This window comes from Micromonospora sp. CA-244673 (assembly GCF_050948395.1).
In the GTDB taxonomy this organism is placed as follows: Bacteria; Actinomycetota; Actinomycetes; order Mycobacteriales; family Micromonosporaceae; genus Micromonospora.
Window position 1 is genome coordinate 2,100,752 of the sequence record NZ_CP192019.1, and the last position, 15,986, is coordinate 2,116,737.

Annotated in this window: 12 protein-coding genes and 1 riboswitch; of the genes, 6 read left to right on the forward strand and 6 right to left on the reverse strand. The window is 73.0% G+C overall.

What is annotated here, in order from left to right; genetic code table 11:
• The first annotated feature begins 374 nt into the window (after window positions 1-374).
• Window positions 375-517: riboswitch (cyclic di-AMP (ydaO/yuaA leader) on the forward strand.
• A 199-nt stretch (window positions 518-716) separates the two neighbouring features.
• Together ACQP12_RS09910 and ACQP12_RS09915 are read left to right on the forward strand one after the other, a co-directional pair.
• The gene (locus ACQP12_RS09910) at window positions 717-1,559 is read left to right on the forward strand and encodes a C39 family peptidase (protein WP_433286855.1); all 843 of its coding nucleotides are present in this window, start codon (window positions 717-719) and stop codon (window positions 1,557-1,559) included.
• 103 nt (window positions 1,560-1,662) lie between these two features.
• Window positions 1,663-2,415, forward strand: coding sequence for an alpha/beta fold hydrolase (locus tag ACQP12_RS09915; protein ID WP_433286857.1), 753 nt, complete (start codon window positions 1,663-1,665; stop codon window positions 2,413-2,415).
• A gap of 8 nt (window positions 2,416-2,423) precedes the next feature.
• Here the strand turns inward: ACQP12_RS09915 and ACQP12_RS09920 are convergent, their stop codons facing one another.
• From ACQP12_RS09920 to ACQP12_RS09935, 4 genes are all read right to left on the reverse strand, one after another.
• Window positions 2,424-4,121: a CDP-glycerol glycerophosphotransferase family protein gene (locus ACQP12_RS09920; RefSeq protein WP_433286859.1), complete on the reverse strand. Its 1,698-nt coding sequence runs from the start codon at window positions 4,119-4,121 to the stop codon at window positions 2,424-2,426.
• 22 nt (window positions 4,122-4,143) lie between these two features.
• On the reverse strand, window positions 4,144-5,655 hold the full coding sequence (locus tag ACQP12_RS09925) for a D-ribitol-5-phosphate cytidylyltransferase (protein ID WP_433286861.1): 1,512 nt from the start codon (window positions 5,653-5,655) through the stop codon (window positions 4,144-4,146).
• A gap of 137 nt (window positions 5,656-5,792) precedes the next feature.
• A complete protein-coding gene (locus tag ACQP12_RS09930; protein ID WP_357947802.1) occupies window positions 5,793-6,593 on the reverse strand; it encodes an ABC transporter ATP-binding protein in 801 nt (266 codons plus the stop codon).
• Complete coding sequence (locus tag ACQP12_RS09935; RefSeq protein WP_357947804.1) at window positions 6,586-7,491, reverse strand: ABC transporter permease; 906 nt, start codon at window positions 7,489-7,491, stop codon at window positions 6,586-6,588. Before ACQP12_RS09935 ends, ACQP12_RS09930 begins: the two co-directional genes overlap by 8 nt.
• 162 nt (window positions 7,492-7,653) lie before the next feature.
• On the opposite strand from ACQP12_RS09935, the gene ACQP12_RS09940 reads away from it, so the two are divergent.
• The 4 genes from ACQP12_RS09940 (at window position 7,654) to ACQP12_RS09955 (ending at window position 12,307) form a co-directional block, all read left to right on the forward strand.
• Window positions 7,654-8,286 (forward strand): TetR/AcrR family transcriptional regulator, encoded by a 633-nt coding sequence (locus ACQP12_RS09940; protein WP_433286863.1) that lies wholly within the window; start codon window positions 7,654-7,656, stop codon window positions 8,284-8,286.
• Between the two features lie 157 nt (window positions 8,287-8,443).
• A complete protein-coding gene (locus ACQP12_RS09945) occupies window positions 8,444-9,553 on the forward strand; it encodes a DegT/DnrJ/EryC1/StrS family aminotransferase (RefSeq protein ID WP_433286865.1) in 1,110 nt (369 codons plus the stop codon).
• Window positions 9,550-10,593: a Gfo/Idh/MocA family protein gene (locus tag ACQP12_RS09950; protein WP_357947812.1), complete on the forward strand. Its 1,044-nt coding sequence runs from the start codon at window positions 9,550-9,552 to the stop codon at window positions 10,591-10,593. Before ACQP12_RS09945 ends, ACQP12_RS09950 begins: the two co-directional genes overlap by 4 nt.
• A gap of 124 nt (window positions 10,594-10,717) precedes the next feature.
• Window positions 10,718-12,307, forward strand: a complete 1,590-nt coding sequence (locus ACQP12_RS09955) for a glycosyltransferase family 4 protein (protein WP_433286868.1) — start codon at window positions 10,718-10,720, stop codon at window positions 12,305-12,307.
• A 103-nt stretch (window positions 12,308-12,410) separates the two neighbouring features.
• Here the strand turns inward: ACQP12_RS09955 and ACQP12_RS09960 are convergent, their stop codons facing one another.
• Entirely contained in the window at window positions 12,411-14,558 is a 2,148-nt protein-coding gene (locus ACQP12_RS09960) for a glycosyltransferase (protein ID WP_433286870.1), read from the reverse strand.
• Window positions 14,555-15,979 carry a glycosyltransferase gene (locus ACQP12_RS09965; protein WP_433286872.1) on the reverse strand — a complete coding sequence of 475 codons (1,425 nt, stop codon included), beginning with the start codon at window positions 15,977-15,979 and terminating at the stop codon, window positions 14,555-14,557. Before ACQP12_RS09965 ends, ACQP12_RS09960 begins: the two co-directional genes overlap by 4 nt.
• Window positions 15,980-15,986: the final 7 nt, after the last annotated feature.

Consider the following 15,986-nt stretch of genomic DNA (forward strand, 5'->3'; position numbering starts at 1 on the left):
GAGCCATCGTGCCCGGCCTGCGTCACCGCCGGCCCGACCCACGGCGTCACGCGGGCCCGACTCCCCACGCGGGCCGAGTCGGCCGAATTGTTATCCGAATTCGGTGAGCCCGGTCACCGCGACCCCGGAAACGGTCACGGGGCGCAGGTCGGGCGATCGGGCCCCGCAATTCCGGGTCGGCCGCCACCGGATGTCCGCTTTTCGCCCGCCGGTGCCGCCGTAACTGCCCGTCCCATTGAGTGAAGTCAGTGACGGAGTGTTCCGATATCCGTAGTGATGCACGAGGTTTAAGCAGGTGGGAGCGGTTGGCAGGCGGCATACCCACCGGTAGTGTCGGCGCGTCCGGAGCGGTTTCCGATCGCAAGTGGCGACGCCGCACCGACCCGCCTAATCGTGTTCTTACGAACCGGGGACCCACAGCAACACCGGGGTGAATCCGCGGGCCCACGGCCTGTGGTAGGGCGTACTTCCCGCCCGAATCCGTCAGCTAACCCGGTCGGCGGCCACGGAAGGAGTGCCATTCCTCGTGCTCACCTCCCCCCGCTCGTCCCCCCGCCTCCACGGCATCGTGGTGCCGGCGCTCGCCTGACGGCGACCGGACCCGGCAACCGCCCCGAACGCCCGGCCCCCCGGGCGCTCCCCTTCCGCGGCGACCCGCCCCGCCAGCGCGCGTGAGTTCCTCCGCGCGTGGGCCGGTGTGTGCCGCGCACGCTCCCGTGGAGGAACCCGTGAAGCATCACCTGAAGCGTCAGCTGCGGCGTCTCGTGACCGAGCGCCCGTACCAGATCATCGCCGGCTCGGCCGCGGCGCTCGTGCTCGCCGGTGGCGCCGGCGCCACCCTCACCGCCACCGACGACGCCCCGGTCCAGCAGGAGAACACCGCCGCGGTCGCCGAGCTGGGCTCGCGGCTCGGTGAGGTCGCCAGCCGGGGCGAGGCCCGGGCGGCCGTCCCGGCGCCGTCCGCCTCGCCGAGCGCGTCGCCGTCGGCCGCGAAGTCCGCGGCCAAGGCCACCACCGACCCGGACACCACCCGGAAGGCCAAGCCGAAGCCGCCGTCGACCAAGGTGCTCGACTACACCTACGAGGCGCAGACCGCCTACTGGAACTGCGGCCCGGCCGCGGTGCGCAACGCGCTCAGCGCGAGCGGCGTCGAGACCACCCAGGACGCGATGATCGCCCCGCTGAACGCCGGCGAGAACGGCACCAACTCCGCCGAGGACACCACCCGGGGCCTGAACCAGATGGTCAAGGGCAACCCGTACCGGACGCACATGTTCGGCGGCTCGGCGAGCCCGGCGGAGATCGACCAGCTCCAGGCTGACGTGGTCAAGGCGATCATCGACGGCCGGGGAGTGGTGGTCAACATCGCCGGTGACGCCACCGACACCGACGGCGGCTGGCACTCGTTCCCGGGCGGCCACTACATCGCGGTGGTCGGCTACAAGAACGACGGCCGCACGGTCCGGATCGCCGACTCGGCGAACGCGGCGCTGCCCGCGTACTGGATCAGCACCATCGACCTGGCGAACTGGGCGGCCACGCGCGGCTACTCCGCCTGATCGCAGCTCTCCCGTCGGGCACCGGCTCCACCGAGCCGGTGCCCGACGTCGTCGTGCCGGCTGCTCTCGCGCGTCGTGTCCGTCCGGTGGCACACTGCGGCCTATGGGCGACGCGACGGGTACCCGCCATCTGCTGCTGCTGCACGGCATGGGCGCCACCGGTGAGGTGTGGCTGCCCTGGGCGCCGCTGCTGGAGCGCCACTGGGCGGGGCGGTGGCTCGCACCCGACCTGGCCGGGCACGGCTGGTCGCCCCCGCTGCCGGAATACTCCTTCGACGCCCTGGCCCGGCGGGTGGTCGAGGGGCTCGGTCCGGTGGCCGAGCGGCTCGGCCCCCGCGACCGGCTCGTGCTGCTCGGCCACTCGCTGGGCGGGGTCGTGGCGCTGGCGCTGGCCGCGCGGTCGCGGCGCCTGCCCGTCGACGCGGTGGTCGGGCTGGGCATCAAGGCCGTCTGGTCCCCGGCCGAGCTGGAGAAGGCCCGCGAGCTGGCCGACCGTCCGGTGACCTGGTTCGCCACCCGGGACGAGGCGGCCCGCCGCTACCTGCGGGTCTCCGGGCTGGCCGGGCTGTTCGCCCCCGACCATCCCGTGGTGGAGGCGGGGCTGCGCCGGGAGGACGGCCGCTGGCGGCTGGCCATGGACCCGGCCGCCTTCGCGGTGGGGGAGCCCCGGCTGCCGGCGCTGCTCGCCGCCGTCGACGTCCCGGTGCTGCTGGCCCGTGGCGAGCAGGACCCGATGGTGACCGACGCGCAGCTCAAGGAACTGGGCGTCCCGGTCGCCACCCTGCCCGGCCTGGGCCACAACGCGCACGTCGAGGACCCGGCGGCGGTGCTCGCCCTGCTCGACGCGTACCTCTGAGCCTCGGCTCAGGCGGTGGGGGAGGGGAGCGGCGAACCGTCCCGCGGGGCGGGCGCGGTCCCGGCCGGCGCGAGCTGCCGGCGGGCGGCGTCGAGGAACACCTCGGCGTAGGACTCGGCCGGGAAGTCGCCCAGGTAGCGGGCGCGGGTGGCCCAGCGCGCCGCCGCCTTCGGGTCGGTGTCCAGGAGCCCGGTCAGCACCTCGTCCACGTTGGACATGTCCCGGCGCAGCACGTAGCCGGAGCCGGCGAGGGGGAACCGCTCGACGAAGTGCTCCCCGTCCACGCCCATGTCGGTGACCGCGTACGGCTTGCCGGAGTAGAGCCAGTCGGAGATCACCCCGGAGACGTCCGAGACCAGGGCGTCGGCCCGGTTGACGCACTCGGTCAGGGTCAGCTCGCGGCCGGCCGCCGCGCCCCACAGGTGCGCGCGCCCGGTCCTCGCCCGGTCGGCGGCGAGCAGCTCGGTGAGGCGGGCCAGCTGCCGGGCCGAGGCCGGGTTCTGGGTGGTGTAGGGGTGCGCCCGCAGGATCACCGTCGCCCCCCGGTCCAGCAGCCGGCGGATCAGCGTCTCGGCCACCGGCAGCGAGCAGTAGTCGGCGTCGGCGTGGTGCCCCGTCCAGGTGGGCGTGTAGAGCACGGTCGGGTGGGCGAGGCCGCTGACCGGCTCCCGGCGTACACCGATGGCCTCCACCTGGGGACGGCCGACCACGACGAACTTCTCGGCGGGGATCTCCACGCCGGCGCGGGCGTACCGCTCGATCGCGGCCTGCCCGGCCACGAAGATCTTGTCGAAGATCGCCGAGACCGGGTTGGCGCTGGGCGCCTTGTCGCTGTCCCCGTGGTGCAGCTGCACGTGGGTGAGCTGGGTGAAGCGGATGCAGTGGCTGTTCTTCGCGCCGTGGTTGACGTAGAAGGCCGCCCGGAGGCTCGGCACCAGCGCCTCGTCCATGGTCTTCAACGTGGGGCAGAAGACCACCGGCGCGCGGGTCGCGGCGGCCACGGTCGGCAGGAACTCGGGCTCGCGCACCAGCACCAGGAACGGCCGGCCGATCCGCTCCAGGTAGGGCAGCCACATGGTGACCTGGTACTCGGAGCCGGGCGGGGCGGAGAAGTAGAGCAGGAACTCGGGCTGGTGCCGGCGCAGCGCCCGGCCCACGGGGCCGCCGCCGGCCGGCGGCCGGAAGCGGCGCCGGGCCAGGTCGAGGCCGACCGCGCCGCAGCCCGCCCCGACCAGCAGCGCGGCCACCAGGGCCACCCAGGCGGGCAGCGCCAGGCCGGCGGCGAGCGCCACCAGGGCGAGCAGCACCAGCAGCGCGTCGCCGAGCCGGGCGGCGACCAGCGGGGTCCACGACCGGACCGGCAGGTTGGCCGCCCGGATCTCCAGCGCGCCGGCGTCGCGCAGCGGCCCGACCAGCAGCACCAGGCCGAGCAGGACCAGCGCGGTGGCCGCCAGCGCCGGGTCGAAGCCGGCGTCCAGCCGGCGGGCGTAGCCGACCAGGATGCCGGCGGCGACCAGCACCGACTCGGCGAGGCCGTCGGCGGTCGGCCGGACCCGGCGCTCCCAGGCGGCGGCGGCGAGCGCGGCGACCGCGACCGTCAGGCCCCAACCGGTCGCCCCGGTGAGCGCCACGACGAGGAAGGCCAGCACCGCCAGCCCGGTGGTCAGCACCCGGGCGAGCAGCTTCCGGACCAGGTCACCGCGCATCTGGCTCGTCCCGTCCCGCGGCTCAGGCGTCGATGCCGGTGGGCAGTTGCTCGGTGGCGTGCGCGCCGGGCTGGGCGGGCACCGCGGCCACCGGCTCGCCGGGCGCCCGGCGGACGTCGATGACCTGGCCGGTCAGCTCGGAGATCAGCACGTCCAGGGAGGCCTGGGCGACGGCCTCGGCGGAGAGCAGGGTGTGCTCCGGCTCCTCGCCGAACGCCTTGGTGCGCATCGGGGTGGCGGTGCGCTCCGGGTTGACGCAGTTGACCCGTACGCCGAACTCGGCCCACTCGTCGGCGAGCGCCTGGGTCAGGTTGACCAGCGCGGCCTTGGTCGCCGAGTAGAGCGCGTAGCGCGCCCGGCCCCGGGTGTAGGAGCTGGAGGTGTAGAGGAGCAGCTGGCCCTTGGTCTGCTGGAGGTAGGGCAGCGACTGCCGGGCGATGGTGACCGGGCCGACGAAGTTGACGTGCAGGAGGCGGTCCATCGTCTCCTCGTCCATCTCCGCGAGGGCGCCCTTCTCCAGGATCCCGGCGGTGACCACCACGTGGTCGATCCGGCCGGTCGCCTCGAAGGCGGTCTTCAGCGCGGCGGCGACGTCCTCGGCCCGCTCGACGTGCGTGCCGGTGGTGGAGCGGCTGAACGGGAAGACCTGGGCGCCGTAGCGGCGGGCCAGCTCGGTGAGGTCATGGCCGATGCCGTAGCTGCCGCCGAAGACGACGATGGTCCGGCCGGTCAGCTCCTCGGTGTAGCCGCGGTGGTCGCTGACCTTGGGCACCTGGGCGGCGGCGAGCTGGAAGAGCTTGTCCGCCAGGTGCACGTCGACCGGGTGGGTGACCTTGATGTTCTCGTCCGAGCCGTCGATCACCTTGATCGGCGTGCCCGGCAGGTAGCGCAGGACCACGCCGCAGTCGTCGGTGGCGGCGAAGTCCGGGTCGCCCTCGGCCCGTCGGTAGGCCTCACGGATGGTGCCAGAGCGGAACGCCTGCGGGGTCTGGCCGCGGCGCAGGGTGGCGCGGACCGGGATGTCGGTGATGCAGTCGTCCTGGTCAACCTGGACGATCGTGTCGGCGGACGGGATGGCCACGTCCACGGCCGAGTAGGCCCAGAGCGCGTTCACGCACTCGCGCACGATCCGGGCGCTGACCAGGGGGCGCACCGCGTCGTGGAAGAGGATGTTGACGTCGCCCTCGCCGACGGCGTCCAGCGCGATCCGGGTGGTGTCGTTGCGGGTGTCGCCGCCCTCGATCACCTTGCTGACCTTGCGGAAGCCCGCGTTGGCGACGATCCGCTCGGCGTCGGGCACGTGGCCGGCGGCCATCAGCACGATGATCTCGTCGATCTCCGGCGCGGCCTCGAACACGGCCAGGGTGTGCTCGATGATCGGCTTGCCGGCGATCTTCAGCAGCTGCTTCGGGATGCCCAGCCCGAGACGCGTCCCGGTCCCCCCGGCGAGGATGACGGCCACCGTCCGCGAGGGGCGCCAGGGAGCCGGGCTCGCCGGCGCGGCGTCCGGTGCGGGGGTGCGGTCCTGCGTCATTGCCGTTCCTCACTTCTGCGGGGGGTTTGTGGTTCGGTGACCAAGTGGTGAATTTTGGTCGGCGCCGAGGGAAACCTTAACGCGTACGACGGAGCGCACCGACCCGGGCGAGCCCGGAACCGGTGCGCCCCGGACGGCTACTTCTGGTTCTCGTAGGCGTCGCAGACCTCCTTGGTGGGGCCGTCCATCTTCAGGACGCCGCTCTCCAGCCAGATGGTGCGCTCGCAGGTGTCCCGGATCGAGCCGATGGAGTGGCTGACCAGGAAGACGGTGCCGGCGCTCTCCCGCAGCTCCCGCACCCGCTGCTCGCTGCGGGCCCGGAACTTGCGGTCACCGGTGGCCAGCGCCTCGTCGATGAGCAGCACGTCGTGCTTCTTGGCGGCGGCGATGGCGAAGCGCAGCCGCGCGCCCATGCCGGAGGAGTAGGTGCGCATCGGCAGCGAGGCGAAGTCGCCGCGCTCGTTGATCCCGGAGAACTCGATGATCTCCGGCGCCAGCCGCTTGACCTCCTCCGGCGGCATGCCCATGGCCAGGCAGCCGAGCACCACGTTGCGCTCGCCGGAGAGGTCGTTGAGCAGGGCCGCGTTCACGCCGAGCAGGGACGGCTGGCCCTGCGTGTAGACCGCGCCCCGGGCCGGCGGGAGGAGGCCGGCGATGGTCCGCAGCAGGGTCGACTTGCCGGAGCCGTTGCTGCCGATCAGGCCGATCGCCTCGCCCTGGTAGGCGGTGAAGCTCACGCCCTTGACCGCGTGCACCTCGCGGATGTTCGGCGCGTTGGTCCGGGACACGATCCGCTTGAGCGCGGAGACCGGGGTGGTGCCACCGGTGGCGCCCTTGTGGATCCGGTAGATCACGTGCACGTCGTCCACCACCACGGTGGGGATGCGCCCCGAGTCCACCACGGCGGTGCTGCCCGCCGGCTGCGTGAGGTCAGCCACGGCCGTACTCCTCTTCTCCGCGCCAGAAGTAGACGAACCCACCGATCCCGGCGACCACCGCCCAGGCGACGGCCAGCGACCACAGCCGCAGCGGCGAGGACGCGATGTGCTCGGGGTGGGCCGAGTCGAGCAGCGCGTACCGGGCCAGCTCGATGTAGACCAGGATCGGGTTGCACTCGAGGATGTTCGCGGCCCAGCCGGGGAGCCGCTCCGCGAAGAGCGTGACGCTGTAGAGCACGCCGGACGCGTACAGCCAGGTGCGCATCACGAAGGGCATGACCTGCTTGAGGTCGGTGATCTTCGAGCCGAGCCGGGCCATCACCATGGTCAGCCCGATGTTGAAGATCGTCTGGAGCACCAGCATCGGCGCGAGGAACAGCCAGCGGAAGGTCAGCGGCTCGCCGGTCGCCAGCACGATGCACGCCAGCACCACCATCGACATGAGCAGCTGCTGGAGCTGCACCAGCGTGACGGTGATCGGCAGCGCGGCCCGGGGGAACTGGAGGGCCCGGATCAGGCCCAGGTTGCCGGTGATCGCGCTGGTGCCGTTCTGCACCGCGGTCTGCGTGAACAGGAACACGAACACGCCGGTGCAGAGGTACGCGATGAAGTTCGGCACGTGCTTGTTCTGCGAAATGATCACGCCGAAGATCAGGTAGTAGACCGCCGCGTTGGTGAGCGGGGTCAGCACCTGCCAGAGCTGGCCGAGCTGGGTGTTGCTGAACGAGGAGGCGACCTTCGCCCGCGAGTACGCGGTCATGAAGTGCCGGTACGCCCACAGCCGGCGGGCGTACTCGGCCAGAGGCGGGCGTTCCCCCGCGACCCGCAGCCCGTACCGCTGGGCGAGCTGGGCCCGGGTCAGCCCGGATTCGGGGTCGGCCACCGCGGTGTTGGCCATGGTGAGGCGCTCCGATCTTTCGTGCCGATGGGGAGCAGGAGATGTGTGTCGCGGCGTGAAAATCTAGCGTGGCCGGGCGGGGAGGTGCCTCGCTGATGCGTGGAAGGTAGTCCAAAACACGTCGGGACGCAACCGTACCGTCGTTGCGCTACATTGTCCCACGTGACGACCGAGAAGAGGCGTGCCCCGGCCGGCGCGGCGGTGCTGCGCGGGGAGATCACCAGTGCCATCCGCGCCGCCGTGATGCAGGAGTTGGCCGAGGTCGGCTACGGCCGCCTCTCCATCGAGGCGGTGGCCCGCCGGGCCGGGGTCAGCAAGACCGCGATCTACCGCCGCTGGCGTTCGAAGCTCGACCTCGTGCTGGACATGGTCTCCGCGGCGGCGGGCCGCAACCTGCCGCTGCTGGACACCGGGAGTCTCCTGGGCGACCTGGAGATCCTCCTCCACGTGATGGCCCGTGCGCTGCGTCACCGCCTGGCCTCGCAGATCATCCCGGACCTGCTGGCCGAGGCGGCCCGCAACCCGCAGATCGCGGAGAAGCTCCAGGCGGCGCTGGACGACTACCAGCAGACCGTCGGCCGGATCCTGATCGGCCGCGCGGTCGAGCGGGGCGAGCTCTCCCCGGACACCGACCGGCGTGCCGCCGTGGACCTGATCGTCGGTCCGCTCTACTGGCGGGTGGCCATCTCCCGGGCGCCGCTGGACCTCGACGAGGTGCCCCGCCTGGCCTCCGCGATCGTGGCGGCCCTCCGGGTAGCATGCTTGGGGCCTGTCCGCGGCGAGGTGGAAGTGTGACCCCCGGGTCCCCCCGTCCGCGGCCCTCAGTCGATCATGAACACCAGGACACATCTGGTCGGACAATGGGTGCGACCGGGTTGTTTCCAGCACCAACCGTTACCATCCCCCCGAAACTGTCCCCCACATGAGAACCCTGTCGACAGGAGGAAGCCCCATGGTCGGGCCGCATCCAGAGTTCATTCCCCCAGCACGACCGATCATCGGTGAGGCCGAGATCGAGGCGGCTGTCCGGGTGCTGCGGAGCGGCCGGGTCGTTCAGGGCCCCGAGGTCGCGGCGTTCGAGGAGGAGTTCGGCGACCTGGTCGCCGGCCGGCACTGCGTGGCCGTCAACTCCGGCACCTCCGCGCTCCAGCTGACCCTGATGGCGCTCAACGTCGGCCCGGGCGACGAGGTCATCGTGCCCTCGTTCTCCTTCGCCGCCAGCGCCAACGCGGTCCGGCTGGTCGGCGCCGAGCCGGTCTTCGTGGACATCGAGCCGGCCAGCTTCTGCGTCGACCCGGAGGCCGTCGCCGCCGCCGTCACGCCGCGCACCGTCGCCATCATGCCGGTGCACCTCTACGGCCACCCGGCGGCCATGGACCGGATCATGGCCGTCGCCGAGCGGCACGGCCTCGCCGTGGTGGAGGACGCCGCCCAGGCCCACGGGGCCACCCTGCACGGCACCCCGGTCGGCGCCTTCGGCACCGCCGGCTGCTTCAGCTTCTACCCGACGAAGAACATGCACGCCCTGGAGGGCGGCATGGTCACCACCGCCGACGCCGAGCTGGCCCGCACGCTGCGGCTGCTGCGCAACCAGGGCATGGAGCAGCGGTACGCCAACGAGATCGTCGGCGCCAACATGCGGATGACGGACGTGGCGGCCGCGATCGGCCGAGTGCAGCTGACCCAGCTCGCCGAGTGGACCGAGCAGCGCCGCGCCAACGCCAAGTTCCTCGACTCGAAGATCACCGGGATGGTCACCCCGCCCGTGGCGGACGCCGCCAAGCACGTCTACCACCAGTACACCGTGCGGGTGGAGGGCAACCGGGACGCGGCCATGGCCCGCCTCACCGAGCTGGGCATCGGCAACGCCGTCTACTACCCGACCCCGATCCACCGGCTCAAGCCCTACCTCGACGCCGACGGCAAGCCGGGCCCGTGGGACCTGCCGGAGACCGAGCGGGCCGCCGCCGAGGTGGTCTCGCTGCCGGTGCACCCGTCGCTGAGCCCGGCCGACCTGGAGCGGATCGCCGAGGGCGCGAACCTCGCCGGGGGTGCCCGATGAGTGGGGCCCGCAAGCTGCGCGCCGGCCTGATCGGCCTGGGCGCCATGGGGCGCAACCACGCCCGCGTGCTGTCCAACCTCGACGGCGTCGAGCTGGTCGGCGTGGTCGACCCGGCCGGCGACGTGACCGGCACGCTCCGCGCGCCGGTGGTCCCCACGCTGGGTGACCTGCTGGCCCTGGGCGTCGACTATGCGGTCGTCGCCTGCCCGACCGCCCTGCACGAGCAGATCGGCCTGGAGCTGGCCGCCAACGGTGTCTCCGCGCTCATCGAGAAGCCGCTGGCCCAGTCCGTCGAGGCCGCCACCAAGCTGGTGGAGGCGTTCGAGTCCGCCGGCCTGGTCGCCGGCGTCGGCCACATCGAGCGCTACAACCCGGCGCTGCAGAGCCTGCGCACCCGGCTGGAGGCCGGCGAGCTGGGCGAGGTCTTCCAGGTCGTCACCCGGCGCCAGGGCCCGTTCCCGCACCGGATCGCCGACGTCGGCGTGGTGATGGACCTGGCCACCCACGACATCGACCTGACCGCCTGGGTGACCGGCCGCGAATACACCTCGGTGGCGGCCCGGACGGTCTCCCGCAGCGGCCGCCTGCACGAGGACATGGTCGCCGTGGTCGGCCAGCTTTCCGACGGCACGATGGTCAACCACCTGGTCAACTGGCTGAGCCCGCTCAAGGAGCGGTCCACCGTGGTCACCGGCGACAAGGGCTGCTTCGTCGCCGACACGCTCACCGCCGACCTGACCTTCTACGCCAACGCCGCCATCGACACCGAGTGGGAGGCGCTGCGCGCGTTCCGCGGCGTGGCCGAGGGCGACATGGTCCGGTACGCGATCCCGAAGCGGGAGCCGCTGCTGGTCGAGCACGAGCGCTTCCGCGACGCCGTCGAGGGCAAGCAGAGCGACATCGTCACCCTGCGGCAGGGGCTGCGGACCGTCCAGGTCGCCGCGGGCCTGCTGGAGTCCGCCGCGGACGGCAAGGTCGTCTCGGTCCTGCCGTCCCGCGGCGCCCCCGAGCCCCGGCAGTCCGCCGGGAGCGCCGTCTAGCGGCAGCTCGCTTCCGCAGCGGCGGCGGCATTTCCGCCGCCGCTGCGCAGTCACCCCTCCGGGTCGCCCGGCGGTCGGCACCCGCCGGCCGGGCGGCCCCAGCCGACCCCTCGAAAGGACAGGGATGGACCCGGACAGCACCCGCCCACGGGGGCGGGTCGTCATGTTGGTGGACAACGGGGTGCACGGCGACTCCCGGGTGCAGAAGACGGCGCGCTCCGCCGCCGAGGCCGGCTGGGAGGTGATCCTGCTCGGCATCCTGGGCAAGACGTCACCCGAGGACAGCTGGATGATCGGCGACGCGCAGGTGCGCCTGCTCAAGGTGCCGCGCCCGCTGGCCCAGCACCCGCTGAACCTGCGCCGGTCGCTGCGCCGCCCCCTGGCGTACCGGCCCGGCCGGTACGCCACCCAACGGTTGAACGCGCTGAAGGCCCGACGGCTGGACCTGGAGCAGCGCCAGGTGCGGCTGGACGAGGCCCGCCGGGACGGGGCGGGGGGCAGCTACCTGATCGGCAAGCTGCTGCTGCTGCCTCCCCGCGCCACCACCAAGGTCCGCACCCAGTGGGCCCGGCTGCGCGCCGGCGAGCTGAAGCGGCTGCGCAACAACCAGCAGAATGAGAACCTGCTGCTGACCAGGTTGTCGATCCAGTTCTGGCAGAAGGTGATGGGGTCGCGGTCGTGGCGGCGGCTCGACCCGGGCCTGTGGGACTACGAGATCGCCTTCGGCCCGGTGATCGACGAGCTTGAGCCCGACATCATCCACGCCAACGACTTCCGGATGGCCGGCGTGGGCGTACGCGCCGCCGAGCGGGCCCGGGCGCTCGGCCGGCCCACCCGGGTGGTCTGGGACGCCCACGAGTACGTCGCCGGTGTGCTCGGCCGGGAGGACAACCCGCGCTGGCTGCCCGCGCAGATCGCCTACACGGCGGAGCACGCCCCGCGGGCCGACGCCGTGGTGACCGTCTCCTCGACGCTGGCCGAGCTGCTGCGCGAGGTGCACAGCCTGCCGGAGCTGCCGGACGTCGTCCTGAACGCGCCGGACCGGGTCGTCGACGACGCCCGGCTCGGCGAGCCCGTGCCGGACCTGCGCGCCCTGTGCGGTGTCGGTCCGGACACCCCGCTGCTGGTCTACTGCGGTGGCGTGAACCCGTCCCGGGGGCTGGAGACCATGGTGGACGCCCTGCCGCGGCTGCCGGGCGTGCACATCGCCCTGGTCACCCTGCACCCGACCGGCAACAACACCCCGTCCGAGGAGGTGCGGGAACGCGCCGTGGAGGCCGGGGTGGGGGACCGGGTGCACCTGCTGCCGTACGTGCCGCACTGGCAGGTGTCGGCGTTCCTCGCGCCGGCCGACGCCGGGATCATCCCGATCCACCACAAGCCGAACCACGAGCTCGCCCTGATCACGAAGTTCCTGGAATACTCGCACGCCCGGCTGCCGATCGTGGTCAGCGATGTGCGGACGATGGCCGAGACGGTCCGCTCCACCGGCCAGGGCGAGGTGTTCCGGGCCGAGGACGTGCCCGACTACGTGCGGGCCGTGCAGGCCGTGCTGGCGGATCCGCAGCGTTACCGTCGGGCGTACGACCGGCCGGGGCTGCTGGACGGCTGGACCTGGGAGGCGCAGGCGGCCGTGCTCGACGGCGTCTACCGCCGACTGCGGCCGGACGTCGCGCCGCCGGTCCGTCAGCCGGCGGACCCGGTGCTCCACTGACCCGCCCCGCACCTGCCCGGCCGGCGGATCCGCCGGCATGGAACGAAAAGGCCCACCCCGGTCCGCCGGGGTGGGCCTTTTCGTGTGCGTTGGCCGGGTGAGGTCAGCCCGCCGGGTCGATGGCCGGAACCCCGAACAACTCGTCGTAACCGCGGTGGACCACCGTCCAGTCCCAGGTCGACAGGGCATGGGCGGACGCCGCCGCGCCGTCGGCCCGCCACGTGTCGTCGCTCGACGTGGCGGTCAGGATCCGCTTCGCCGCGTCGTCCGGCGTGGCGACCACCCACTCCGCCGGGAAGAGCGTGCGGGGCCCGTGCGGCAGGTCGGCGAGGAAGGGCCAGTCCCGGACGACCGGCACCGCGCCGCTGGCCGCGCCCTCCACCAGCGCGCAGTGGAACGCCTCCCGGGTGGAGCTGCTGAGGATCACCCCGACCCCGGTGAGCACCTGGGCCACGTCGGTCACCTCGTCCAGGTAGGTGACCGCGGAGGCGAGCTCCGCCAGGTCGTTCACCAGCTCCGCCTGGTACCGCTTGTTGTTGGTGCCGGTCACCGAGTCCGGGCCATCACCCACCAGGAGGAGCCGGTAGCGCCGGTCCTCCGCGCGGAGCAGCCGCAGCACGGCGACGGCCCAGCGCGCGTCCTTCGCGGCGGTGTCCGCTCCCACCACGGCGAGGGTGAAACGGGCCTCGGGCGGCTTCGGAAGCGCGTGCGCCCGCAGATCCAACCCCGGGGGCAGCACGTGCTCGGCCGGGCGCCGGCCCGCACGCAGCTGCGGCAGCGCCGCGTGCGCCAGGTCCCGCAGGTGGTCCGAGACGTAGACCAGGTCGTCCACCCGGGACAGGTCGATCAGCTGCGCCCAGATGCCGGTCAGATCGAAGTTGTGCAGCCGCAGGACGATCCGGGTGTCACCCGGATCGTTCAAAGTCACCAGGGCGCCGGCCGTGCACGAGTCGACGAACACCGTGTCCGCCCAGTCCAGGTGCGGCTGGAGCCACGCCAGCACGCGCTTGCTGAAGGGCGTGGCCGCGCCGCCGGCGAGGAGGTGCTCGACGACCGCGCCCCGCTCCCGAGCGAACTTGTCGCTGACCGGGTCGTCGTCGAGCCGCACGTACCGCAGCTCCACGTCCGGCGCGAGCTCGTACCGCTGGCGGAGCTGGTGGAGGTAGTGGTCCCGGCTCGCGTCCCGGGTGAGGACGAGCAGCCGTCGCGGCCGGCCGGTCGGCGTGGGCGCGGCCGGCACCGCCCGACCGCGCTGCCGCAGCAGGGCCTGGCCGGCGGTGCTGCCCAGCAACGGGGCCAGATAAGCGTCGGCGTCGGCGACCAGCGGAGAGCCGGACTGCTCGAGCTGCGGCACCCGGTGGTAGAGCAGCTGCAACGCCTGATGAACCGCCTGGGCCGCCTTGTGCGCGTTCTTCTTGGCGAGCAGCTCGTCGGCCAGCGTGAGCTGTGCGGTCACCGTCTCGCGCAGGCAGACCGGGATCAGGCCCATGCCCAGTTCCTTCTTGGCCTCCCGGGTCAGCAGGTCGACCCGGGCCCGGCGGTCGTGCATCCGCCGTACGGCGGCGGCGGAGGCGGCCACCGCCTGGTCCGCGCGGTCGGCGTTGAGCAGTCGCAGGTGCACCTGGTAGGCGAGCCCGCCGCGGACCCGGTCCGGCAGGGCGGGGGCGGCGACGACCGTACGCCAGAACCTGGCACCCGGGGCGCTGCGCATGACCGCGGGCGCCATCGTCGCCCGGACCGAGCGCTTGGCCGCTGCGGCCGCCCGCTGTCGGGTCTCCCGCACGACGATGCCGGCCCGGGCGGACGTCGCGGCGCCCACCGTGCCCCTGCGCCGGGCCCTGCCGTCCAGCCTGGCCTGCACGGCGCGGCCCGCCGGTCCCAGCCCCTGGCAGGCGTCGGCCCGCAGGTTCCGCTGCGCCAGCTCCCAGACCGTGTGCACGGACACCGCGTCGAGGGACACCAGGATGTCGGCGCTGCGCGCCCACCCCCGGACGACCCGGTCCCGACGGATCCCCAGCCACAGCGCCCGGCTGGGCTCCGCCCCACCGGCCAGCCGCTTCACCCGGGCCTTCGCCTCGGCCTTGGGCAGGGCGTACACCTCGGCGGACGACGTGTCGAGTGACGTCAGCTCCAGCGGAAACGCGCACACCAGCCGGACCCGGACGCCCTGCGCGCGGAACCGGGCGAGCGCCTCGGACAGCACGGCTTCCTGCCGTGGCGCCGCACCCGCGATGATCAGCATCTCGATCATGACCGTCCACCTCCGGTTGCGACCGCCTCGGTCGACGGGTTCGGCGCCGCTGCCAGTTCCGTCGCCGCACGGACGGCGGGCCTCAACTGCGCGCCCCGGGTGTACCGGTGGGCGTGCGCCCGCGCCGCCGCCCGGTCCGCCTCGGTCGCGCCGACCGCCAGCTTCCCGGCCTCGCGGAAGCTCTCCGCCAGCCGGACCGGCTCCAGACCCACCGCCCCGGTCCACAGCGGGTGCCCGGCCAGCACCCGCGCCGCGTCGTGGTCGACCTCGTGGGCCGACATCACCGGCAGCCCGCTGGCCGCGTACTCGTACACCTTGCCGGAGGTGACGTAGGCGCCGCCCACCAGCATCAGGACCAGCGCGTCCCAGCGCGCGTACGTGCCGGCCACGTCGGCCTTGGCGACCGGACCGCCGAACACGACGCCGTCCGGCTCGGCCGCGCGCAGCAGCTCCATGTGGGCGTTCGCCTCACGCAGCGCGCCCGCGCCGATGTGGCCCCGCACCTCGAACGTGCTGCGGGCGATCAGGGGATCGTCGCGCCGCGCCATCCGCCAGCCGGTGAGGACCTCGTCCAGCAGGACCGGCGAGAAGTTGATCGATCCCAGGTAACCGAAGGTGAGGCCCGCCTCCGGGTCGACCCGGTGCTCCACCGTGGGCACACCGTCCTCGTCGAAGCCGTTGCGCACCACCCGCACCCGGTCCGCGACGGACGGGTAACGCTCCTGGTAGAAGCGGGCGATCGGGTCGTTGACGCACCAGATCGCGCCCGCCTGCTCCAGGACCTTCTTCTCCCACCGCCCGGCGGGTGACTTCTCCGGGAACGCCGCCTCGCCGGTGATGACGTCCAGCGACCAGCCGTCGCGGAAGTCCACCACGTAGGGCACCCGGTGCTCCTCCCACAGCCGCCAGGTGGGCGCCAGGTTGACGTACGGCGCGCAGCTGGCCACCAGCAGGTCGGCCGGGTGTTCGCGGTGGATCCGGAGGACGGCCTTCTCGAGCGCGAAGCGCCAACCACCGAAGACCGGCTCCGGGAAGACGGTCAGGTCCCGCTTGCGCTGCTGCTCGATCCACTCCCGGGGTCGCAGCGAGCGGGCCTCGGAGAAGTTGCGGATGTCCGTTTCCAGGTCCTTGCGGGCCAGGGGCAGCTCGACCACCCGGATCCGCGGGTCGACGCCGGCGGAGAGGCTGTGGTCCAGCCCGTACTCGCGCTCCCACGCCTCCTCGCAGATGGTGACGACGGTGACGTCCCAGTCGAGCGCGGCGAACTGGTTGGCGGTCTCGCGCAGCCGGTAGGCGGAGCTCTTCGCCGCCGGTGGGAAGCCGATGGCGAGGTAGATGACATGGGGCCGGGCGCCGGACCGGGAACGGGGGCGAGCGACACGGGTCAGGCGGGCCAACGCGGAGGGGAGGGATTGGCGCATCGTTGCC